Below are 21,014 nucleotides of genomic sequence, written 5' to 3'. Positions count from 1 at the left end.
GCGGGTCTCCAATTGATCGCCAAAGCGACTTGTCACGTTCTGATTAAAATGGTTACTGCAACGCATTTGTGATCGTTGCCGCCCGCATATTCTCCGGGCAGCACAGGTAAGCTGTCACTACGGGTATGCCCTAGGAGTGTGCTTTAGCTCTCAAGAAAAATCGCGCGATAGCTCTTCCGCACGCTTCGCGGCGGCCAACATGGCGTTGCGCACCGTGCCGGAAAAATCGTTCTGATTCAACACATCCAGCGCCGCTGCGGTAGTGCCGCCCTTGGACGTCACCCGTTCGCGCAACGTGGCAAGATCTTCGTGCGAAAGCCCGGCCAACTGAGTGGCACCGCTGACCGTGGCCAATGCCAGCCGGCGAGCCTGGGCGGCATCCATGCCTTGTTCCACCGCGGCGGAAATCATCGCTTCGAGGAACAGAAACACATAGGCCGGCCCACTGCCGGACAGCGACGTCACCACATCAATCGCGTGGTCGTCGTCCACCCACACCACTTCGCCTACGGCTTTGAAAAGCATCTGCACTTGAGCGCGCTCCGCTTCGCTCACCCCACTGCCCGCCATCAGGCCGGTTGCGCCGGCGGCAATCAGTGCGGGGGTGTTGGGCATGCTGCGAACCAGCCGTGTCCAAGGTTGTTCAGGGCAGCCCAACCAGGCCCCCAGCGCTTGCGCTGAAATACCGGCCGCTATGCTGACAACCAGCGTATCGGGTTGCAGGTAGGGCCGCAGGCCCGCCACCGTTTCTTTCATGAATTGCGGCTTAACAGCCAGCACCCAGATGCGCTGGCTGGCCAATGTATCGTCAGGCCCGGTTGCGGTAGAACATCCCTGCTGTGCCCAACTTTGCAAGGCCTCCGGATTGATGTCGATGACATGAACATCGTGCGCGCCACAACGTTTACCGATAAGCCCGGCGCCCAGGGCAGAAGCCATATTGCCTCCGCCAATGAATGCAATGGTGATTTCTTGGTTCATGGCGCCATTGTACGGTTTGGAAACTTCCAGCGCATCGTTTTAGATTGATCCGCCGCCTATTCATTGACGCGGTTTTCATTGACGCATTTTCACGAATGTGGCTACATTGGGGCGCCTGTAGCGCATTTACCGCGTCTGGTCACGTCCTTGTCAAGAACATTCCATAGACTGCACCCACTTCAATCGACGCAGTTTTACTTTGAATGGTCATGATGTTTTTTCAGGAGAGCTCCCTATGAAAGTCAAGTTCCTCGCCCTTTCCTTCAGCGGCCTGATCGCCGCTCTGGGAAGCGCCTACGCCGCAACGGAAATCACTTTCTGGCACTCAATGGAAGGCGCATTGGGCGATCGGGTTAACGAACTGGTGACAGGCTTTAACGAAAGCCAGAGCGACTACACCGTGAACGCCATCTACAAGGGCGCTTACGGCGAATCCATGAATGCCGGCATTGCGGCCTTCAGAGCCAGCAACGCGCCCGATATTCTGCAAGTATTCGAGGTCGGAACGGCGACCATGATGTACGCCAAAGGCGCAGTCAAACCCATACAAGAAATGTCTGAGGAAGTGGGCGACCCCATCAACCCGGCTGACTTTCTCGGTGCAGTGGCAAGCTACTACTCATCATCGGAAGGCAAGCTGATTTCCATGCCTTTCAATAGCTCGACGCCGGTTCTCTACTACAACAAGGACGCCTTTGAAAAAGCCGGCCTTGACCCAGAAAACCCGCCAAAAACCTGGCAGGATGTTGCGGAAGCGGGCAAAAAGCTGCGTGAATCGGGCCTGGAATGCGGCTACACCACCGGCTGGCCTTCCTGGATTCAACTGGAAACATTCGCGGCATGGCATAACGTGCCTTACGCTACCCAGAACAATGGCTTTGACGGCCTGGATGCGCGCCTGAATATGGACGCCCCTGCCTTTGTTAAGCACTTTGACTTCCTGGCTCAGATGGCCAAAGACGGCACCTTTACCTATGGTGGCCGCGGCGACGCACCCAACGCACTGTTTACCTCAGGAAAGTGCGGCATGTTCACAGGTTCGAGCGGTTCGCGTGCCAACATCATTCGCAATGGCGACTTCGCGTTTGGCACCACCACCCTGCCCTACCACGACGATATTGAAGGCGCACCGCAAAACACCATTATCGGCGGTGCTTCATTATGGGTGTTCGCCAATAAATCTCCGGAAACTTATAAAGGCGTAACCCAGTTCTTCAAGTACATTTCCAGCCCTGAACTGGCGGCCAAGTGGCATCAGCAGACCGGCTATGTGCCGGTAACAAAAGCCGGTTACGAAGTCACCAAGGATTCCGGCTTCTACACCGAAAACCCCGGTACCGATATCGCTGTGCGCCAGCTGGACGCCGACACCACAGAGCATTCCCGTGGCGTGCGGCTGGGCTATTTGCCGCAGATCCGCGAAATCGCTGATGGCGAGATGGAACGCATCTTCGCCGGCGAAGTCAGTGCCGAAGAAGGGATGAAGCGCATCGTCCAACGCGGCAACGAACTACTGAAACGCTTCGAATCCAGCGTCAAGTAAATACACGCCTGGCTGCCGGTTCAGCGGCCAGGCGCTCATGAACTAAAATCCGCCGCATTCGGACTTCCAGGGAAGCCCGGCATCAGCCAGTCTATTAACTGGAAATGCTCAGGGGCTTCCCTGTTGTTTTTGTGACTTGCCATGGAAAAACGCGTCGTTTTCAACCACAAAACCTTGCCCTACCTGCTGGTGGCGCCACAACTGGCGATCACCCTCATCTTTTTTTTCCTGCCGGCAGGTCAGGCGCTGTGGCAAGCCTTTCACCTGGAAGATCCGTTCGGGCTGTCATCCATGTTTGTCGGTCTGGACAACTTCCGTGACTTGCTGCGCGACCCGGAGTATCTGAACGCTTTCAAGGTCACAGCGGTTTTTTCCGCGCTGGTGGCGGTATTGGGGCTGAGCGTTTCTTTATTGCTGGCCGTTTTGGCTAACCGAGTCGTGCATGCTGCAGTCTTCTACCGCAATCTGCTGATCTGGCCCTATGCCGTAGCGACGGCGGTGGCCGGTGTGCTGTGGTTGTTCCTGTTCTCACCGTCGGTCGGGATACTGGCCGTGTACATGATGGAAGCCGGCCTGGCGTGGAACCCGCGCCTGAACTCCACCGATGCCATGACCCTGGTCGTGCTGGCGGCGGTCTGGAAGCAAATCTCGTATAACTTCATTTTCTTCCTAGCCGGGTTACAGGCCATTCCCCGCTCCTTACTTGAAGCGGCTGCCATCGACGGCGCGGGCCCCTTCAGGCGCTTCTGGAGCATTGTGTTCCCGCTGTTATCGCCCACCACTTTCTTTTTGCTGGTGGTGAATGTGATCTACGCCTTTTTCGACACCTTCGCCATTATCGACATCATGACGCAGGGCGGCCCCGGCACGTCCACCTCCATTCTGGTTTACAAGGTCTACACTACGGGCTTCAAAGGGCTGGATATCGGCTCGTCGGCAGCACAATCGGTCATTTTGATGTTGATTGTCATTGCACTGACCGTGGTGCAGTTCCGTTATATCGACCGCAAGGTCAATTATTGAAAGGGGGCGTACAGTTGTCGCATGGTTGAACGTCGGCCTTATCTCGATTTCTTCACCCATCTGGTTCTGCTTCTAGGGGTGGCCGTCATCGCCTTCCCTCTGTACGTGGCGTTCATCGCTTCTACACAGACAGCTCAGGAAGTGGCGCGCGCTCCGATGTCCCTATGGCCGGGCAGCCATTTTCTGGACAACTATAAAGCCGTGCTAACCGGCAGCGGCGGCGCGCCCGATGTCGCCCGTATGATGTGGGTCAGTTCCGTTATGGCCCTGGTGATCGCCGTCGGAAAGATTGTGATTTCCATGCTGTCGGCCTTTGCCGTGGTGTATTTCCGCTTTCGGTTGCGCATGTTCTTTTTCTGGATGATTTTCATCACCTTGATGCTGCCTGTGGAAGTCCGCATCACGCCCACGTATGAAGTCGTGGCGGGCCTGGGCATGCTCAACAGCTATGCGGGCCTGACACTTCCCTTGATCGCTTCTGCCACCGCGACCTTTCTGTTCCGACAGTTTTTCCTGACCATTCCGGATGAACTGGTTGAGGCGGCCCGCATTGACGGCGCAGGGCCGATACGCTTTTTCAAGGATATCTTGCTGCCGCTTTCCAAGACCAGCATCGCCGCGCTTTTTGTCATCCAGTTTATCTATGGCTGGAACCAATATCTGTGGCCGCTCATCATGACCACCAGCGAAGATATGTACCCCATTGTGGTCGGCATTAAGCGCATGATTGCCGGCGGCGATGCGGTGACCGAATGGAATCTGGTGATGGCTACTGCCCTGCTGGCCATGCTGCCGCCCGCCTTGGTCGTACTGTTGATGCAAAAATGGTTCGTCAAAGGCTTGATCGACTCCGAAAAATAGAACCCGCTGTCGGGAATCAATACTATGGCAACCCTGAGCATCAAAGAAGTCAAGAAAACCTACCCGGGTGATGTCGCCGTCATACATGGCCTGAATCTGGAGGTGGCTGACGGCGAATTCATCGTCATAGTCGGGCCTTCAGGCTGTGGAAAATCCACCCTGATGCGCATGGTAGCCGGCCTGGAAAGCATTACCGACGGTGAAATTTTGATCGACGATGTGGTCGTGAACCAACTGGAACCGGCCAAGCGCGATATTGCCATGGTGTTCCAGAACTACGCGCTCTACCCCCATATGTCGGTGTTCGACAATATGGCATATGGCTTGAAGATACGAGGCTTATCCAAGGATGAAATCCGTCAGCGCGTCACCGACGCGGCTGGCATTCTTGAGCTAAACCACCTTCTTGATCGCAAACCTCGCCAGCTTTCTGGTGGGCAACGCCAGCGCGTCGCTATGGGGCGCGCCATTGTGCGAGAACCCAAGGTTTTTTTGTTCGACGAACCGCTTTCCAATCTGGATGCCAAGCTCCGTGTACAAATGCGGCTGGAAATCCAGAAGCTGCACCGGCGCCTTAACACCACCAGCCTGTATGTCACCCACGACCAAGTCGAAGCCATGACGCTGGCACAGCGCATGGTGGTGATGAACGGCGGCGTGGCCGAACAAGTGGGTACACCCTCTCAGGTCTTTGAGAAACCTGCATCGACTTTTGTGGCCTCTTTCATCGGCTCGCCCCCCATGAACCTGATCCCTGTGCGCGTAGACACCTTGCGTCGTGTGCGAGACGAGAACGGCGTGGGCCTCAATATACCCGGGCGCCTAGTGCCAGCATATGTGGAAGACCGGGAATGTTTTCTGGGTATGCGCCCGGAACACATGCGCCTGCACGCCCCTGGCACCCCCATGGAAATTGAAATGATAGAAATCCTGGGGTCTGAACAGCTCGTTCATGGCCGCCACGGCGACACGCCGATTGTGCTGCGTTGCTCAGCCAATGAAACAGCTAAAGCCCCACTGGAAATCGGCGAAACCATTGAGGTCGGCGACGACGGCGTTCACCCCTTGCACTGGTTTGACGGAAAAACCGGTAAGCGCATTGAAGAGCAAGCGCATTAAAAAAAGGCCGCTTAAGCACAACCCTTAAAATTGACGGCCATTGGCACCAGCCTATATCTATGAAAAAAACCCCAAGGACTGGACAAGCCAGCCACATGGGGTGAGATCAGGCAAATCGCTACTGCCTGCGATTGATGTCTTGTGCAGAGGCGCCCTACTCAAGCCGCCTCTGCTACGCAAGACATTAGAAGCTTATTTATAGACTTCTTTGCTGCCGTCCTGCTTCCAGGTGAAGATATCAAAGCGGAACTCTTCCAAGTCGCCTTGGTCGTTCCAAGACAATTCGCCGATGGGGGTTTTCACGCTGTTCTTGTGCAGCCACTCAGCGACCTTGACTGGATCGTCCTCGCCCACAGCCTTAATGCCTTCAGCGATAGCCGTAGTTGCCGAGAATGCGGTTAGCTGGAAAGCGCCGCCCGGGTTACGGTTTTTATCCTTAAACGCTTTGACGATGTCGGCGTTGGCGGGGTCTTGGGTGAAGTCGGCGGGCAACGTTACCAGCATGCCGTCAACCGAAGCACCGGCAATGGCGTTGATATCCGGGTTACCCACGCCCTCAGGGCCCATGAACTTAACGTTCAGGCCCTGCTCGGCGCCTTGGCGCAGCAACAGACCCATTTCGGGGTGATAGCCACCGTAGTAGACGAAATCTGCTCCGCTGCTACGGATTTTCGTGATGACGGCGGAGTAATCGCTGTCGCCCGCGTTGATACCTTCAAACATCGCCACTTTGACATCGGCTTTCTCAAGCGTGTCGCGCACAGCGGCGGCAATGCCCTGACCGTACGACTGTTTGTCGTGCAGAACAGCGACAGCCTGCGGCTTGATGGTTTCAATAATGAACTGGGCAGCGGCCGGGCCTTGCTGATCGTCGCGCCCAATGGTGCGGAAAATCATTTCATAATCTTTGCCGTCTGTCACAGCGGGAGCCGTGGCTGAAGGAGAGATCATGAGTACACCTTCGCTGTCGTAAATATTGGTGGCAGCGATGGTGGCGCCTGAGCAGACATGGCCGACAACATAATGAATGCCGTCGTTCACCACGCGGTTAGCCACCACAGGACCTTGCTTGGGCTCGCAGCTGTCGTCCATGAGAACGGTTTCAAGCTGCTTACCCAACACGCCGCCTGAGGCGTTAATCATCTCAACTGCGGTATCAACGCCTTCTTTCACCATGGCGCCGTATTGGGTGACCGCTCCGGTAAAGGGCCCGGCAATGGCAATTTTGATGGTGTCGGCGTGAGCACCGGCAGACATCAACATGCCTGCAGCAAGACCCAGAGCAGCGGCAATGGGTGTGAATTTTGCTTTCATAAATCCTCCAGAAAGTTTGCGGTTAAGCATACACCGCCCGTGCCCCGCACAACGCGGCAAGCGGCCGGGTCTCGGGTAAACCCTAGGCGCTTACGCCAAATCTTCGGCAGCCAAATAGTGCACGCCGGGTAACCCGCAATCGCGAATACTGGTGGCCAATGCATGCATGGCTGCCGGGCGCGGAAAGCTCTTCCGCCAGATCAACACGACTCGCCTGTCAGGCACCGGCTCTTCAAAAGGGATGTAACGCAATAGCAGCCCTTCCGGGTCGTCGGCAGCGCCTGCAATATTAAGCGAACTGGCCGGCATCACGGTTACGCCAAGGCCCGCCGCCACCATATGTCGAATGGTCTCGAGAGAGGAACCTTCAAAGCTGCGTTGTATGCCTTCACTGGAGGCCGAGTAGCGCGCGAACTCGGGGCAGACCTCCAGCACTTGATCACGAAAACAATGACCGCTGCCCAGCAACAACATGGTTTCGTTCTTCAGCTCATCCGAATTGATCCGCTCGCGTGACGCCCAGGGATGTCGAGCGGGAACGGCCACCACAAATGGCTCATCGTAAAGCGGTTCGATGGTCAGGCCAGTGTCAGGAACCGGCAGCGCGGCGATGGCGCAATCCAGTTCCCCTTGCCGCAAGAGCTCCAGCAATCGGGTAGTGTAGTTTTCCTGTAGCACCAGCGGCATCTGCGGTGTCTGCTCCACCTGCGTAGGCACCAGCCGGGGTAGCAGGTAAGGCGCAATCGTATAAATGATGCCAACACGCAAAGGGCCTGCCAGCGGGTCTTCGCCTTGACGGGCGATCTCCTTCACCATGGCGGCTTCTTCAAGCACCTTCTGGGCTTGCGCGATAACACGCAGCCCCACATCGGTGATGCCGATTTCACTGCCGCCGCGCTCAAACAGCACCACGCCCAACTCATCTTCCAGTTTACGGATAGCAACCGAAAGCGTGGGCTGACTCACGAAACAGGCGTCGGCGGCACGACCGAAATGGCGTTCCCGTGCCACCGCAACAATGTACTTCAGTTCAGTCAAAGTCATAGTGTTTCCTACTGAGCCATTCCATTCATTAGCTCCTGAGTAGATCTTCGCGGCCACGCATCCAGCGCTGCAGATGTTTACGGACATGCTCTGGATGCTCACGCATCAGCATGGCGGCTGCGTCGCGCGCCTGCTCGACAATGGCGGAATCCGATTGCAGATCTGCGTAACGCAGCAATTCCTGCCCCGATTGACGCATTCCAAGAAACTCGCCAGGCCCGCGTTGTTCAAGGTCGCGGCGGGCGATCTCAAAGCCGTCGGTGGTTTCGTACATGGCTTTCAAGCGCTCGCGCGCCACCATACTCAACGGCCCCTGATAAAGCAGCACGCACACCGACTGCCCGGTGCCACGCCCTACCCGGCCCCTGAGCTGGTGCAGTTGAGCCAGCCCGAAGCGTTCGGCATGCTCGATAATCATCAGGCAGGCGTTGGGTACGTCCACCCCCACCTCAATGACCGTCGTTGCGACCAATAACTGAACATCACCGTTACGAAAGGCCTCCATCACCTGCTGCTTCTCAGCGGGTGGCATGCGCCCGTGCATCAGGCCCACGGCCATATCGGGAAACGCGCCGCTCAACCATTCATGGGTATCGGCCGCCGTTTGCAGTTGCAGAGCTTCACTTTCCTCAACCAACGGGCACACCCAATACGCCTGCCGGCCTTCTTGGACTTCACGGTGCACCAAGGCGAGCACTTCTTCGCGCCGCGCATCAGACACCAGTTTGGTGATGACCGGACTGCGCCCCGGCGGTAATTCATCAATCATCGAAACGTCGAGATCCGCAAAGAAGGTCATGGCCAACGTGCGCGGAATCGGTGTGGCACTCATATTGAGTTGATGCGGCATGCGCGGTTGGCCGCCGCCCTGGTTTTCGTCGCCCTTGCGGTTCAGTTCCAGGCGCTGCGCCACCCCAAAGCGATGCTGCTCGTCGAGAATGACCAACCCCAAACGGGGGAACTGGACTTTGTCTTGAATCAGGGCCTGGGTGCCGATTACTAAGTCGGCCTCACCCGCCGCAATGGCTTCCAACGCCAGGCGGCGCTGCTTTTGTGTCAGGCTGCCAGTCAGCCATTCCACCTTTACCCCAAGCGGGTCAAGCCAACCGGCCAGCTTGCTGAAATGCTGTTCGGCAAGAATTTCCGTGGGCGCCATCAACGCAACTTGAGAACCGCTGGCAATGGCTTGGGCCGCCGCAAAGGCGGCGACAACCGTCTTGCCACTGCCCACATCGCCCTGCAACAAGCGATGCATGGGGTAGCCGCGAGCCAGGTCGGCCGAGATCTCTTCAACGACACGCTCCTGCGCAGCCGTTAACGCAAAGGGAAGGCTTTCGCGCAGGCGACTCAATAGCTGCGCATCGCTGGCTGCCAGCGGCTGGGCACGTTGTGCGCGGCGCCGCTTGCGGGCCAGCGCAAGCGACAGTTGCTGAGCCAGCAGCTCGTCGAACTTAATGCGGCGCCAAGCCGGGTGGCCGCGTTCTACGAGATCGTGTACCGACAAGCCCGCCGCCGGCGCATGCAGGGTACGAATCGCTTCAGAGAATGAAGGCAGCGCTAGTGATTCGCACAGTGCCGGCGGCAGGGATTCGGATAAATCCGCTTGTTCCAGCGCAAGCTGAATACGGCGACGCAAGACAGGCTGAGAAAGGCCGTCGGTTGTAGGGTAAACGGGCGTCAGCGCATCGGGCAGGGGTTCGTCCACCTTGCTGACTTTTGGGTGGACTATCTCCAGCCCGTTAAAACCCTGCCTGACTTCACCGCGCACCCGAATCCGGCGCCCGGTTTCCACCAGGCGCTGTTGACTCGGATAAAAATGCAGCCAGCGCAGATAGAGGCGGCCCGTTCCATCGGAAATCGCCGCCACCAGTTGACGGCGTGGGCGTAACTGCACCTCGCTGTAAAGAACTTCCCCTTCAACCTGCGCATGGCGGCCGGACATAACGGCGCCAATATTCGATATACGGGTTTCGTCCTCGTAGCGAATAGGCAGGTGAACCACAAAATCAGAGGGTTCGACCAAGCCCAGGCGCTCAAGCTTGCGTTCAACCTGACTGGCTGCGGATACCTTTTTTGCGGGTCGGGCTGCAGGAGCCGGACGAGACATAAGGAAAAAGCCGGGTCGCTAAATTAAACGACGATGACGGCTTCCACCTCGAACTGCGCCCCTTTCGGCAAGCTGGCCACACCAATCGTGGAACGAGCCGGATACGGTTCGGGAATGATGTCGGCCATGATGGCGTTGACGCTGGCGAACTTGCTCAGGTCTGTCAGGAACAAATTAAGTTTGACAATGCTGTCGAGCGTACCGCCCGCTGCCTCGATCACAGCTTGCATATTGGCAAAGGCCTGGCGCACCTGCCCTTCAAAGTTCTCGGATACCAACTCGCCGGTAGCCGGCTCAAAGCCGATCTGGCCCGACAGGTAGATAGTGCGCCCAGGACCCGCTGCGACGGCCTGCGAATAAGGGCCTACTGCTGCAGGCGCCGCGTCGGTGTGAATGATTTCCTTTGCCATGATCGGTACTCTCCGTGTTGTTAATGACTACTATCGGAGTGTACGCGGCAATAGCCAAAGTCAACAAGTAGGCCGCTTATTTTTCGACGAAGGCGCGCTCGATCACGTAGTCGCCCGGCTGCCCCACCCCGGCAGAGACCTTGAACCCGCGCTTATCGAGCATGCCGGAAATATCGGCCAGCATGGCTGGGCTGCCGCAGATCATGGCACGATCGTTTTTGGGGTCGAGCGGCGGCAGGCCAATATCTTCAAACAGCTTGCCGGTTTCCACCAACTGAGTGATACGCCCTTCGTTACGGAACGGTTCGCGCGTGACGGTGGGGTAATAGATGAGCTTGTCACGCACGAATTCGCCGAAATATTCATTATTGGGCAGGTCGTTGGTGATGTAATCGTGATAAGCCAGTTCGCTCTTGTAGCGCACACCGTGCAGCAGAACGACCTTCTCAAAGCGTTCGTAGACGTCCGGGTCTTTGATAATGCTCATGAACGGAGCCAAACCCGTGCCCGTGGCAAACAGATAAAGATTTTTGCCTGGCAGCAAGTCGTCAACGATGAGGGTGCCCACCGGCTTGCGGCTGATCAGAACATCGTCGCCGACTTCCAAGTGTTGCAGCCGGGATGTCAATGGGCCGTCCGGCACCTTGATGCTGAGGAATTCCAGCTTCTCTTCGTAGTTAGCGCTGGCAATGCTGTAAGCGCGCATCAGCGGTTTGCCTTCAACCTGCAGGCCCAGCATGACGAAATGGCCGTTGGTAAAGCGCAGCGAAGAATCGCGCGTGGTCGTGAAGGAGAAAAGCGTGTCATTCCAATGATGCACGCTGAGAACTTTTTCAGTATTGAACGCTGCCATGAAGCCTGTATCGGTAAAAGATGGACCGTGTCGTGAAATGATAAGCCACAGCCCCCCTGATTGGGAGCCTGACCACGCGGTTTCTTAAGAAGAATCAAAGAAATTGCGGAAAACCGCATTGCACTGAAGTATAAGCACTCCAAATTCTACTTGAGAATCATTATTATTCTATAATTTAGCTTCTGATCCTCTGCAATGCGGCTGGCAAGGCCGTCGCATCTTTCAAATACGGAGACATCCATGCCCCATCAGCCAGGACGACGTCCATTGTTCCAAACTGCCTTATTTGCGGGCGCCGTATTGTTATCCGGTTTGTCTTTTAACGCATCCGCTCAGGAAGTCAGCCTCTACACCACTCGGGAGCCCCGGCTGATTCAGCCCTTGCTCGACGAGTTCACCAAAGACACCGGCGTTCAGGTCACCACCGTTTTCGTTAAAGACGGCCTGATTGAGCGTGTAAAAGCCGAAGGCGATAAATCCCCGGCTGATGTACTGATGACCGTCGATATCGGCAACCTGCTGGATCTCGTCGAGGCAGGCGTCACCCAGGCGGTTGATTCTAGCGTACTGCGCGAAGCCATCCCCGAGAATCTGCGAGACGCCGACAATCACTGGTACACCTTGTCGCTGCGCGACCGCGTCGCCTACGTCGCAACCGAACTCGATGTCGGCGCCATTACTTATGAAGCCTTTGCCGACCCGCGCTGGAAGGGCAAAGTCTGCATCCGCTCTGGTCAGCACCCCTATAACACGGCCCTGATCGCAGCCATGATTGCCCACAACGGGCTGGAAGCCACTGAAGACTGGCTGCGCAATGTTAAGAACAACCTGGGCCGCAAAGCGGCTGGCGGCGACCGCGATGTGGCGCGCGACATTCTGGGCGGCATTTGCGATATCGGTATCGCCAATGCTTACTATGTCGGGCGCATGAAAAATGCCGAACCCGGCTCCGATGCCCATAAATGGGGCGAAGCCATCAAAGTTGTGCGCCCCACGTTTGCGAACGAAGACAGCCGTGGCACACACGTAAATATTTCCGGCGCAGCGGTGGCCAAGCATGCGCCTAACCGTGAGCAAGCCGTCCAACTGTTGGAATACTTGGTGTCCGACAAGGCCCAAAGCATGTACGCCAAGGCCAACTATGAGTATCCGGTGAAAGCGGGCGTGGAACTTGACCCTGTCGTAGCCAGTTTTGGCGAACTGGTCATCGACCCACTGCCCCTGACAGAAATCGCCAAACATCGCCGCGAGGCGAGCGAATTGGTGGACAGGGTTGGCTTCAACAACTGATATCCCTCCTCTGAACGCCGCTTCCATAGCGGCGTCGGCTCCTAAGCCCGGCACAAGTATCGGCAGGCTCAAACGGTTTTCATCAACGGAAGCCGGCACCCCTTGGCTAGTTGCAGCCGTGCTGATCGCGCTGGGCGTTCTTGCGCCGGTCGCCACCCTGATCTGGTACGCCAGCAGCGGCTCGTTCGAACACTGGCAACACCTGCTTGATCATGTACTGCCACGCGCCCTGCTGAACACCAGCCTGCTGCTGGCAGGGGTAGCGGTTCTCGTAACCGCCCTTGGCGTGGGGGCAGCCTGGCTGATCACCGCCTACCAGTTTCCCGGCCGCACCTTTCTTTCATGGGCTCTGCTGCTGCCGTTGGCAGTGCCCACCTACATCGTCGCCTTTGCGTATCTGGATATCCTCCACCCAATTGGGCCGGTCCAGACCTGGATCCGCGAATTGCTGGGCTATACCAGCCCACGGCAGTTTCGTCTGCCCGACCTGCGTTCCCTGCCCGGCGCCATTGTGCTGCTGGGCTTTGTGCTTTACCCCTATGTGTATCTGAGCACCCGCATCATGTTCGCCACCCAGGCAGCCAGCCTGATGGAGGCCGCCCGCGTGCTGGGTGAAACCAGCCGAGGCGTGTTCTTCCGTGTGGCGCTTCCCATGGCCCGCCCCGCCATCGCCATCGGTGTCAGCTTGGCGCTGCTGGAAGCCTTGAACGACATCGGTGCCTCAGAATTCCTCGGCGTACAGACGCTGACAGTATCCGTCTACACCACCTGGGTCACGCGCAACGATCTCGCTGGCGCCGCACAAATTGCTCTGGCCATGCTGGTCATGGTTGCACTGCTGGTGCTGCTCGAACGGCGCGGCCGCAAGCGGCAGCGGTTTGCTTCCAATCTGCGTGCGCGGCCATTGCAGCCCCGGCAATTACGCGGTGTACAGGCGCTTATCGCATCAGCCTTAGGCTGGGCGCCCGTGATTATCGGCTTTGTGGCGCCTGCCATTTATCTGGGCAGCGAAACCTTCAAGCACCTGGCCATAACCGGCTCGATTTCCGATCAACTTCTGCTGAGCGCGTGGAACACACTTAAGGTTGCCTTGCTGGCCACCTTCTTCACCTTGTTGGGCGGGCTCATTGTCGCCTGGGCCGCCCGCGCCGTGCGCAATTCCCATCAACCTCCGTTGGCTCGCGCCTGTGCGCGTATCGCTACCACCGGCTACGCCATTCCGGGTACCGTGCTGGCCATCGGCATGCTCACGCCGCTACTGGCTTTTGATAGTCTGCTGTCCACGGTGTGGGGCCACCTCTCCGGTGCGACACCGGGGCTGTGGCTAATGGGATCTGTCGGCGCTCTGGTGTGCGCCTACGTCATCCGTTTTCTGGCCATTTCCGTGGGCGGGATGGAAAGCGGCCTGGCCCGCATTCCTCCTTCCTTGGAACAAGCCGCCCGCTTGCTGGGCGAATCCCCCACCGGCACGTTGCGTCGCGTGCATCTGCCGCTGCTGCGGCCCGCTATTGGCGCGGCCGGGCTGTTGGTGTTTGTCGACGCAATGAAAGAACTGCCCGCCACCCTGCTGCTGCGCCCGGCAGGTTTTGAGACCCTGGCCACCTGGCTGTATGCGGAAGCTTCACGCGGCACTTACGAGGAAGGTGCAGTCGCCGCCCTGGCCATTGTGCTGGCGGGCCTGCTGCCCGTTGTGCTGCTGGCGCGCAGCCAGCTTAAACCTGCTTATTGATATGCCCGATCTGCTTGAACTGGACCACATTTCTCTGGCTTACGATTCCCCGGAAGGCATCGTACCGGTCGTCAACGACCTGAGCCTGAGCCTGGAGCGTGGCCACATAGGCTGTCTGCTGGGTTCCTCCGGCTGCGGCAAGACCACCATTTTGCGGGCGATTGCCGGTTTCGAGCCACTGCGCCAAGGCAGTATACGGCTGGGCGAACGGGTATTAAGCACTCCCAACCAAGCCATAGAGCCGCAAGACCGCCATGTGGGCATGATGTTTCAGGATTACGCGCTATTTCCCCATTTGGATGTAGAAGGCAATGTGGGCTTCGGCCTGCGACGCTGGCCAAAATCAAAGCGCCAGGAAAGAGTCAAAGAACTGCTGGAGTTGGTCGGCTTAAGCGACGCGCGTCATCGCTACCCGCATGAACTCTCGGGGGGGCAGCAACAACGCGTCGCCTTGGCGCGCGCACTCGCTCCCGAACCCGAGTTGCTATTGCTGGATGAACCGTTTTCCAACCTTGATGTCGATACTCGTGAACGCTTGGCGTTCGAAGTGCGCGATATTCTTAAGAAAACCGGCCACACCGCCCTGCTTGTTACGCATAACCAAGCAGAAGCCTTTGCGATTGCCGACCGCATCGGCATCATGCACCAAGGCGCCATTGAGCAATGGGACACCCCCTACGCCCTGCATAACGAACCCGCCTCGCCGTTTGTCGCCGATTTTGTGAAGCGTGAAGTGCTGATGGCGCAACGCGCCCAAGCCCAGAATCGCGGCATGGGAACAACCGGGGCGCTGCTGACAGACACCCCGGCATAGGCCTGTTTAGAGGCTGTAGTACATATCGAATTCAACCGGGTGGGTGGTCATGCGCAGCCGCGTGACTTCTGCCCATTTCAATTCAATGTAGGCATCCAGCATGTCGTTGCTGAACACCCCGCCTCGCGTCAGGAATTCGCGGTCGGCATCCAGCGCCTCAAGCGCCTGCTCAAGCGATGCGCAGACCGTGGGGATTTTTGCATCCTCTTCGGGCGGCAGATCGTAAAGGTTTTTATCTGCCGGGTCGCCGGGGTGAATTTTATTCTGCACGCCATCCAACCCTGCCATCATAAGCGCGGCGAAAGACAGGTAGGGGTTGGCCATGGGGTCGGGGAAACGCGCTTCCACCCGGCGCGCCTTGGGGCTGCCCACATAGGGAATACGAATCGAGGCTGAACGGTTGCGCGCCGAATAAGCCAGCTTCACGGGCGCCTCGAAATGGGGCACCAGACGCTTGTAGGAATTAGTAGACGGGTTAGTGAGCGCGTTCAATGCGCGGGCATGTTTAATAATGCCGCCAATGTAATACAAGGCGAATTCCGACAAGCCCGCATAGCCATTGCCCGCAAACAGGTTCTGGCCATCTTTCCAGATAGATTGGTGCACATGCATGCCCGAACCGTTGTCGCCGACAATGGGCTTGGGCATGAAGGTCGCCGTTTTCCCATAGACATGCGCCACGTTGTGGACAGTGTATTTAAGAATCTGGTTCCAATCGGCGCGTTGCACCAGGGTGCTGAAGCGCGTGCCAATTTCCAACTGGCCCGGCCCGGCCACTTCATGGTGGTGAATTTCTACCGGCACCCCTTGCTGCTCCAGTAGCAAACACATTTCGGAACGCATGTCGGCGAAGCTGTCGACCGGCGATACGGGCACATAGCCGCCTTTGTGACCAGGGCGGTGACCCAGGTTGGAGCCATTCATATCCAGACCGCGAGACCAACCGCCTTCGTCGGAATGCACTTTCACAAAGCAGCCCGATGCGTCGTCGTCCCAACTGACGCCATCAAAAACGAAGAACTCGGGTTCGGGGCCAAAATAGGCAGTGTCGCCCAGACCGCTGGCTTTCAGATAATTTTCTGCCCGCTTGGCAATGGATCGCGGGTCGCGGTCATAGCCTTTCAGATCTGCCGGGTCGAGCACATCGCAGGTCAGAATTAAGGTGGTTTCTTCGCGGAAAGGGTCCAGGCGCGCCGTGGAGGCGTCCGGCACCAGCACCATATCGGACGCTTCAACACCTTTCCAACCCGGCATGGAGGAGCCATCGAACATCACGCCCTCTTCCATTCTTTCTTCGTCCACCGTATGAGCAGGAACGGTAAGGTGATGCTCCTTGCCTAGTGTGTCGGTGAAACGAAAATCGACGAAAGCGACTTCACCGTCGGCAATCATCTTGAGGACGTCTTCGGGGGCGGACATAGAGGCTCCTGACCAAATTTTCTGATGGGACAAAGGGTTATTGCAGTGCTGCCGCCTTCGGTGGCGACAGCTTGTGCGCCACTGCAGTGTCTATTTTAGTGCACCGCCGGCTTATTGAAGGAAATCTTCCAGTACATCGTTGAGGTATCGCCAACCCAGCTCGGTGGTACGCAAACGCCCCCCTGTCAGGCTAAGCAGATTCCGCTCTTCCAAGCGTTTAAGTGTTGGGAAGATGGCGGTCACCGGCAGGCCTGTGTGGGCGGAGAACAATCCCGCTTCCACCCCTTCTTTCAGCCGCAATGCATTGAGCATGAACTCAAAAGGTAATTCTTGCGGCGCCAGGGCGCGTTCCTCGACAATCTGGCTGCCGTCGCGCTGCATACAGCGCGACATCCAGCTTTCAGGCATACGATGGCGGGCTTGGCGAATAATGCGGTCGTGAAAAGACAGCTTGCCATGTGCGCCAGGGCCCAGGCCAAGGTAGTCGCCAAACGTCCAATAGTTCTGATTATGCAGGCTGCGTTGACCGGGCCGCGCATAGGCGGAAACTTCATACTGTTCCCAGCCGGCAGCCGTCGTGGCCTCGATGATGTGCTCATGCATGGCGGCCGCAAGGTCGTCATCCGGCAGAGGGGGCGGAAATTTGGCAAAAACCGTGTTGGGTTCGAGGGTGAGATGGTAAAGCGACAAATGGCCCGTCTGAAACGCCATGGCGGCTTGTAAGTCTTCCTGACACGCTTGAAGCGATTGCCCCGGCAACGCGTACATCACATCAAGGTTGACCCGCTCCACCGCTTTTTGCGCCATCTCTATGGCCGCCCGCGCCTGGCGTGAATCGTGAATGCGCCCCAGCGCGCGCAAAGCCTCATCGTTGAAGCTCTGGATTCCCAGAGATATGCGGTTCACGCCACTTGCTGCGTAATCCAAGAAGCGCCCCGCTTCCGCAGTACCTGGGTTGGCTTCCAGCGTAATTTCTGCATCAGGTAATACATTCAGACAGGCGCGAAAGGATGCCAGCATGGTATCGATGGCTTGGGCCGACAGCAGGCTGGGCGTGCCTCCGCCGATAAAAATCGAGATGACTTGCCGGCCCCAAATAAGCGGCAACGCATGTTCGAGATCCGCCTGTAAAGCCGCCAGATACGCTTGTTCAGGCAACTCTCCATCGGCTTGGTGTGAATTGAAGTCGCAATACGGGCATTTGCGCACACACCATGGCACATGCACATAGAGCGAGAGCGGCGGCAAAGGCCGATGGCCCAGCCCGTGGCCCGCTGCAGGTCGCACCCTGGGACGATTCACCGGCTCGGCATCCAGGCCATCCATGCCCGCCGCCTTGGCGCGACGCCCCAGCGGCCCCGCTTTCGCATCTGCTGTCATAGTGCTGCCCGATTACCGCGTAATTTTTCAAACAACTCGGCCAATGCCCGACCCCGATGGCTGACGCGGTTCTTTTCAGCCGGGTCAAGCTCGGCCACGGTACAGTCGTATTCCGGCAGCCAGAAATGCGGGTCGTAGCCGAAACCGTTCTCACCGCGTGGCGTCGCCACAATCTTGCCGTGCCAGCGCCCTTCGGCCACCAGCGGGCATGGATCTTCCGGGCTTTCCACGTAAACCAATACGGCCACATAGAACGCACTATGATTCTCAACGCCCTGCAAATGGCTGACCAGCCGCATATTATTGGCCAGGTCGGATTTCTCCCCCCCGCTCATGCTGGCATAACGGGCGGAATAGACACCGGGAGCCCCACCCAGTGCAGGCACACACAGCCCCGAATCATCCGCCAGAGCGGGTAGCCCCGTATGCTGACTGGCATGGCGCGCCTTGGCGAGCGCATTTTCCAGAAACGTAAGATAAGGCTCTTCCGCTTCGGGAACATTCAGCTCGCTTTGAGCAATCATGCGGATGCCTGCCGCCTTCAGAATGGCGGAAAACTCGCGCAGCTTGCCCGCATTGCCGGACGCAAGTACCACTTCGCGCCACGCCTGTTCAGTCATAAGTTTTCTCCGGGTTGGAAACGATGGAAAAAAGGGGGGCGCGTTCAGTCGCTACCTTCGAAAGCCGCCTCGCTGGCGTCTTCTTGCATCAGTTTCACCAGTTCTTGCGCAAATATGGGCAGGCGGTCGAGCTCCCTGACGCAAATATGCAGGCGCCGCACCGCCCAAGGGTTTTTCAGGTCGATGATTTTAATGGGGAGATCTTGCACATAGCGTAAAGCCGCCGTATGCGGAATGACTCCCAGGCCTACTCCGGCGGAAATCATGCGGCAGACGGCTTCGAAGCTGCTTACTTCCACCCGGAAGCGCAAGGCACGGCCCAGTTCCTCGGCGGCCTGCAACAAAAAGGCGTGGATGGCGCTGCTTTCTGCCAAACACACGTAGTCGTCGTCCAGCGTATCTTCAAAATCGACCGATTCCGATGCAGCCAGAGGGTGATCTTCCCGTGTCACCAGCACCAGTCTGTCGCTGCGATAAGGCAGAAACTCCAGGCCACGATCTTGCGCCGGCGCCGCTGTGATGCCGATATCCGCCGAGCCATCTAGCACCGCTTTAACCACCTGGTGGCTCAAGCGTTCGCGCAACTCAATATTGACATCAGGGTGCGCCGCCAGGTAACTAGCCAGGATGTCCGGCATGAACTCATTCATGGCCGTGGTGTTCGCACAGACTTTCACCAAACCCTTGATGCCGTCGGCGAACTCCTGCATATCGCCGCGCAGGTGTTCAAGCTGGCGCATAACAATACGCGCATGGCGCAGAAACGCATCCCCTGCAGGCGTCAGAGTTACGCCCTGGCTGCTACGAAAGAAAATCGTGGTACCCAGCCGCTGCTCCAGATTCTTCACCCGGCCGCTGGCAGCGGGCAGCGAAAGGAAGCTGCGCTCAGCGCCTTTAGTCATGCTTTGGGCCGCAGCTACGTTCACCACAAGCTGCAAGTCAGTGAAGTCAAAATGCATGGTCATTGGACAATCTCTTTGAAAACCCCAAAGGCTCGCTTCCGAAAGCAAGAATTGGCAGAACCCGGTACATCAGGCAAAGTATTCAGAATCTAATCCCCTATTGTAATGAACCGGACCATAGCATCATGACCACGCCAAACCATCCCAGTGCCGTGCTGGCTGATTTTGCCGCTTCGCTGCGCTACGATGCCATTCCAGACGCCGTACTTCGGCGCACCGAAGACCTCATGCTGGACACCCTGGGCTCCATCCTGGCTGGCTCCAGCGCGCGCGCTGTGCGCACCATCGCCGATTACGCCGACGCTATGGGCCCCACCAGCGGCCCCAGCGAAAACCTGGTCACAGGCCGCAGTACATCGCCCGTGTTCGCCGCCATGGTCAACGCCGCCGCCGCCCACATGGTAGAACAGGACGACGTGCACAACGGTTCCGTGTTCCACCCCGCTGCAGTGGTTTTCCCACCTGCCATCGCCGTCGCCCAAGCGCTGGGCCGTTCCGGCCCCGAACTACTAACCGCCTGTGTGGCAGGTTATGAAGTCGGCATCCGTATCGGCGAATTCCTGGGTCGTTCGCACTACAAAATCTTCCACACCACCGGCACTGTAGGCGCCCTGGCATCCGCTGCGGCAGTGGGCAACCTGTTGCGCCTGGACAGTGAGCAAATGCTGCACGCCCTGGGTTCCGCCGGCACGCAATCCGCCGGGCTGTGGGAATTCCTTAAAGACGCCGCTGACTCCAAGCAATTGCACACCGCCCGCGCCGCCGTAAACGGCCTGATGGCCGCTTGGTTGGCACGCGACGGCTTTACCGGTGCCAGCCGCATTCTGGAAGGCTCACAAGGCATGGCCGCAGGCATGTCCACCGATGCCGACCCCGCCAAGCTTACCGATGGGCTGGGCAGCCGCTGGACTGTACTGGAAACTTCCTTCAAGTTCCACGCCTCCTGCCGCCACACCCACCCGGCTGCCGATGCCTTGCAGAAGGCCATGCAAGAAAACAACCTCAAGGCTGAGGACATCGAGCGCGTTGAAACCCATGTGCACCAGGGTGCCATCGACGTACTCGGCCCCGTGGTCAACCCCACAACTGTACACCAGTCGAAATTCTCGATGGGCACCGTGCTGGCCATGATTGCTCTGCACGGGCGTGCCGGTTTGGCGGAGTTCGATGCCGCCCCCGGCGTGGCCGAAGTCGCTGACTTCCGCGATCGCGTCACCATGGAACTCGACCCCGAAGTCGATGGCGCCTACCCCTTGCGCTGGATCGGTAAAGTCACCGTCCACACACGCGACGGCCGCCGCCTGGAAGCACGAGTGGATGAGCCCAAGGGCGACCCAGGCAACACCCTAAGCCGCCCCGAAATCGAAGACAAGGCGCTGCGCCTTGGCACCTATCGCAACGCCGCGGATAAAGCCACCGTTCGCAAGGTGATCGACAAAGTCTGGGCCCTGGCTGAATGCGAACAAGTCGGCCCGTTCGTGACTGCAGCCTGATCGGACCGCCGCCTGATCGTTAAAAAAACAAAAATTTGCCTTCCTGACCGCC

18 protein-coding genes are annotated in these 21,014 nt (G+C 58.0%); 8 read left to right on the top strand and 10 right to left on the bottom strand.

Annotation, left to right across the window (positions count from 1 at the left end):
- Positions 1–150 precede the first annotated feature (150 nt).
- The gene (proC, locus tag VRY85_RS04785) at positions 151–981 is read right to left on the bottom strand and encodes a pyrroline-5-carboxylate reductase (protein WP_414597455.1); all 831 of its coding nucleotides are present in this window, start codon (positions 979–981) and stop codon (positions 151–153) included.
- Between the two features lie 235 nt (positions 982–1,216).
- On the opposite strand from proC, the gene ugpB reads away from it, so the two are divergent.
- The 4 genes from ugpB to VRY85_RS04765 all read left to right on the top strand — a co-directional run bounded on the left by ugpB (position 1,217) and on the right by VRY85_RS04765 (position 5,527).
- Complete coding sequence (gene ugpB, locus VRY85_RS04780) at positions 1,217–2,524, top strand: sn-glycerol-3-phosphate ABC transporter substrate-binding protein UgpB (RefSeq protein WP_414597454.1); 1,308 nt, start codon at positions 1,217–1,219, stop codon at positions 2,522–2,524.
- Between the two features lie 141 nt (positions 2,525–2,665).
- On the top strand, positions 2,666–3,547 hold the full coding sequence (gene ugpA, locus VRY85_RS04775) for a sn-glycerol-3-phosphate ABC transporter permease UgpA (RefSeq protein WP_414597453.1): 882 nt from the start codon (positions 2,666–2,668) through the stop codon (positions 3,545–3,547).
- Between the two features lie 21 nt (positions 3,548–3,568).
- The gene (gene ugpE, locus VRY85_RS04770) at positions 3,569–4,408 is read left to right on the top strand and encodes a sn-glycerol-3-phosphate ABC transporter permease UgpE (RefSeq protein ID WP_414597452.1); all 840 of its coding nucleotides are present in this window, start codon (positions 3,569–3,571) and stop codon (positions 4,406–4,408) included.
- A gap of 24 nt (positions 4,409–4,432) precedes the next feature.
- Positions 4,433–5,527, top strand: a complete 1,095-nt coding sequence (locus tag VRY85_RS04765; RefSeq protein WP_414597451.1) for a sn-glycerol-3-phosphate import ATP-binding protein UgpC — start codon at positions 4,433–4,435, stop codon at positions 5,525–5,527.
- A 192-nt stretch (positions 5,528–5,719) separates the two neighbouring features.
- Here VRY85_RS04765 and VRY85_RS04760 read toward each other — a convergent pair whose 3' ends face one another.
- The 5 genes from VRY85_RS04760 to VRY85_RS04740 form a co-directional block, all read right to left on the bottom strand.
- Entirely contained in the window at positions 5,720–6,841 is a 1,122-nt protein-coding gene (locus tag VRY85_RS04760; RefSeq protein ID WP_414597450.1) for a high-affinity branched-chain amino acid ABC transporter substrate-binding protein, read from the bottom strand.
- 90 nt (positions 6,842–6,931) lie between these two features.
- Positions 6,932–7,885 carry a LysR substrate-binding domain-containing protein gene (locus tag VRY85_RS04755; protein ID WP_414597449.1) on the bottom strand — a complete coding sequence of 318 codons (954 nt, stop codon included), beginning with the start codon at positions 7,883–7,885 and terminating at the stop codon, positions 6,932–6,934.
- A 28-nt stretch (positions 7,886–7,913) separates the two neighbouring features.
- Complete coding sequence (gene recG / locus VRY85_RS04750; protein ID WP_414597503.1) at positions 7,914–9,908, bottom strand: ATP-dependent DNA helicase RecG; 1,995 nt, start codon at positions 9,906–9,908, stop codon at positions 7,914–7,916.
- 107 nt (positions 9,909–10,015) lie between these two features.
- Complete coding sequence (locus VRY85_RS04745) at positions 10,016–10,402, bottom strand: Rid family detoxifying hydrolase (RefSeq protein WP_414597448.1); 387 nt, start codon at positions 10,400–10,402, stop codon at positions 10,016–10,018.
- Between the two features lie 76 nt (positions 10,403–10,478).
- A complete protein-coding gene (locus tag VRY85_RS04740; protein ID WP_414597447.1) occupies positions 10,479–11,255 on the bottom strand; it encodes a ferredoxin--NADP reductase in 777 nt (258 codons plus the stop codon).
- Positions 11,256–11,495: 240 nt separating this feature from the next.
- Between VRY85_RS04740 and VRY85_RS04735 the strand changes: the two genes are divergently transcribed.
- From VRY85_RS04735 to VRY85_RS04725, 3 genes are read left to right on the top strand one after another with little or no spacing between them, the layout of a single operon-like run.
- Complete coding sequence (locus tag VRY85_RS04735) at positions 11,496–12,545, top strand: Fe(3+) ABC transporter substrate-binding protein (RefSeq protein WP_414597446.1); 1,050 nt, start codon at positions 11,496–11,498, stop codon at positions 12,543–12,545.
- 58 nt (positions 12,546–12,603) lie between these two features.
- The gene (locus VRY85_RS04730; RefSeq protein ID WP_414597502.1) at positions 12,604–14,274 is read left to right on the top strand and encodes an ABC transporter permease; all 1,671 of its coding nucleotides are present in this window, start codon (positions 12,604–12,606) and stop codon (positions 14,272–14,274) included.
- 1 nt (position 14,275) lies between these two features.
- Entirely contained in the window at positions 14,276–15,088 is an 813-nt protein-coding gene (locus tag VRY85_RS04725) for an ABC transporter ATP-binding protein (RefSeq protein ID WP_414597445.1), read from the top strand.
- Between the two features lie 6 nt (positions 15,089–15,094).
- On the opposite strand, the gene glnA is transcribed toward VRY85_RS04725, so the two are convergent.
- The 4 genes from glnA to VRY85_RS04705 all read right to left on the bottom strand — a co-directional run bounded on the left by glnA (position 15,095) and on the right by VRY85_RS04705 (position 19,472).
- Entirely contained in the window at positions 15,095–16,507 is a 1,413-nt protein-coding gene (gene glnA / locus VRY85_RS04720; RefSeq protein WP_414597444.1) for a type I glutamate--ammonia ligase, read from the bottom strand.
- A gap of 111 nt (positions 16,508–16,618) precedes the next feature.
- Positions 16,619–17,833, bottom strand: a complete 1,215-nt coding sequence (gene hemW / locus VRY85_RS04715) for a radical SAM family heme chaperone HemW (protein WP_414597501.1) — start codon at positions 17,831–17,833, stop codon at positions 16,619–16,621.
- 50 nt (positions 17,834–17,883) lie between these two features.
- Positions 17,884–18,507 carry an RdgB/HAM1 family non-canonical purine NTP pyrophosphatase gene (rdgB, locus tag VRY85_RS04710; RefSeq protein ID WP_414597443.1) on the bottom strand — a complete coding sequence of 208 codons (624 nt, stop codon included), beginning with the start codon at positions 18,505–18,507 and terminating at the stop codon, positions 17,884–17,886.
- A gap of 44 nt (positions 18,508–18,551) precedes the next feature.
- Positions 18,552–19,472 carry a LysR substrate-binding domain-containing protein gene (locus VRY85_RS04705; protein ID WP_414597442.1) on the bottom strand — a complete coding sequence of 307 codons (921 nt, stop codon included), beginning with the start codon at positions 19,470–19,472 and terminating at the stop codon, positions 18,552–18,554.
- A 122-nt stretch (positions 19,473–19,594) separates the two neighbouring features.
- Here VRY85_RS04705 and VRY85_RS04700 point away from each other — a divergent pair, with 122 nt between their 5' ends.
- A complete protein-coding gene (locus VRY85_RS04700; protein ID WP_414597441.1) occupies positions 19,595–20,962 on the top strand; it encodes an MmgE/PrpD family protein in 1,368 nt (455 codons plus the stop codon).
- The last annotated feature ends 52 nt before the right edge of the window (positions 20,963–21,014 follow it).

This window comes from Achromobacter sp. F4_2707 (assembly GCF_047501535.1).
In the GTDB taxonomy this organism is placed as follows: Bacteria; Pseudomonadota; Gammaproteobacteria; order Burkholderiales; family Burkholderiaceae_B; genus Yanghanlia.
Note: the sequence above shows the minus strand (reverse complement) of the source record. Positions and strands in the feature narration are given on the sequence as shown.

Coding starts and splice junctions, on each gene's coding strand:
- ugpE (WP_414597452.1), top strand. CDS start 3,569: ATGGTTGAACGTCGGCCTTATCTCGATTTCTTCACCCATCTGGTTCTG.
- VRY85_RS04735 (WP_414597446.1), top strand. CDS start 11,496: ATGCCCCATCAGCCAGGACGACGTCCATTGTTCCAAACTGCCTTATTT.
- hemW (WP_414597501.1), bottom strand. CDS start 17,833: ATGGATGGCCTGGATGCCGAGCCGGTGAATCGTCCCAGGGTGCGACCT.
- VRY85_RS04760 (WP_414597450.1), bottom strand. CDS start 6,841: ATGAAAGCAAAATTCACACCCATTGCCGCTGCTCTGGGTCTTGCTGCA.
- VRY85_RS04755 (WP_414597449.1), bottom strand. CDS start 7,885: ATGACTTTGACTGAACTGAAGTACATTGTTGCGGTGGCACGGGAACGC.
- VRY85_RS04700 (WP_414597441.1), top strand. CDS start 19,595: ATGACCACGCCAAACCATCCCAGTGCCGTGCTGGCTGATTTTGCCGCT.
- ugpB (WP_414597454.1), top strand. CDS start 1,217: ATGAAAGTCAAGTTCCTCGCCCTTTCCTTCAGCGGCCTGATCGCCGCT.
- proC (WP_414597455.1), bottom strand. CDS start 981: ATGAACCAAGAAATCACCATTGCATTCATTGGCGGAGGCAATATGGCT.
- rdgB (WP_414597443.1), bottom strand. CDS start 18,507: ATGACTGAACAGGCGTGGCGCGAAGTGGTACTTGCGTCCGGCAATGCG.
- VRY85_RS04745 (WP_414597448.1), bottom strand. CDS start 10,402: ATGGCAAAGGAAATCATTCACACCGACGCGGCGCCTGCAGCAGTAGGC.
- VRY85_RS04705 (WP_414597442.1), bottom strand. CDS start 19,472: ATGACCATGCATTTTGACTTCACTGACTTGCAGCTTGTGGTGAACGTA.
- VRY85_RS04765 (WP_414597451.1), top strand. CDS start 4,433: ATGGCAACCCTGAGCATCAAAGAAGTCAAGAAAACCTACCCGGGTGAT.
- VRY85_RS04740 (WP_414597447.1), bottom strand. CDS start 11,255: ATGGCAGCGTTCAATACTGAAAAAGTTCTCAGCGTGCATCATTGGAAT.
- VRY85_RS04725 (WP_414597445.1), top strand. CDS start 14,276: ATGCCCGATCTGCTTGAACTGGACCACATTTCTCTGGCTTACGATTCC.
- glnA (WP_414597444.1), bottom strand. CDS start 16,507: ATGTCCGCCCCCGAAGACGTCCTCAAGATGATTGCCGACGGTGAAGTC.
- ugpA (WP_414597453.1), top strand. CDS start 2,666: ATGGAAAAACGCGTCGTTTTCAACCACAAAACCTTGCCCTACCTGCTG.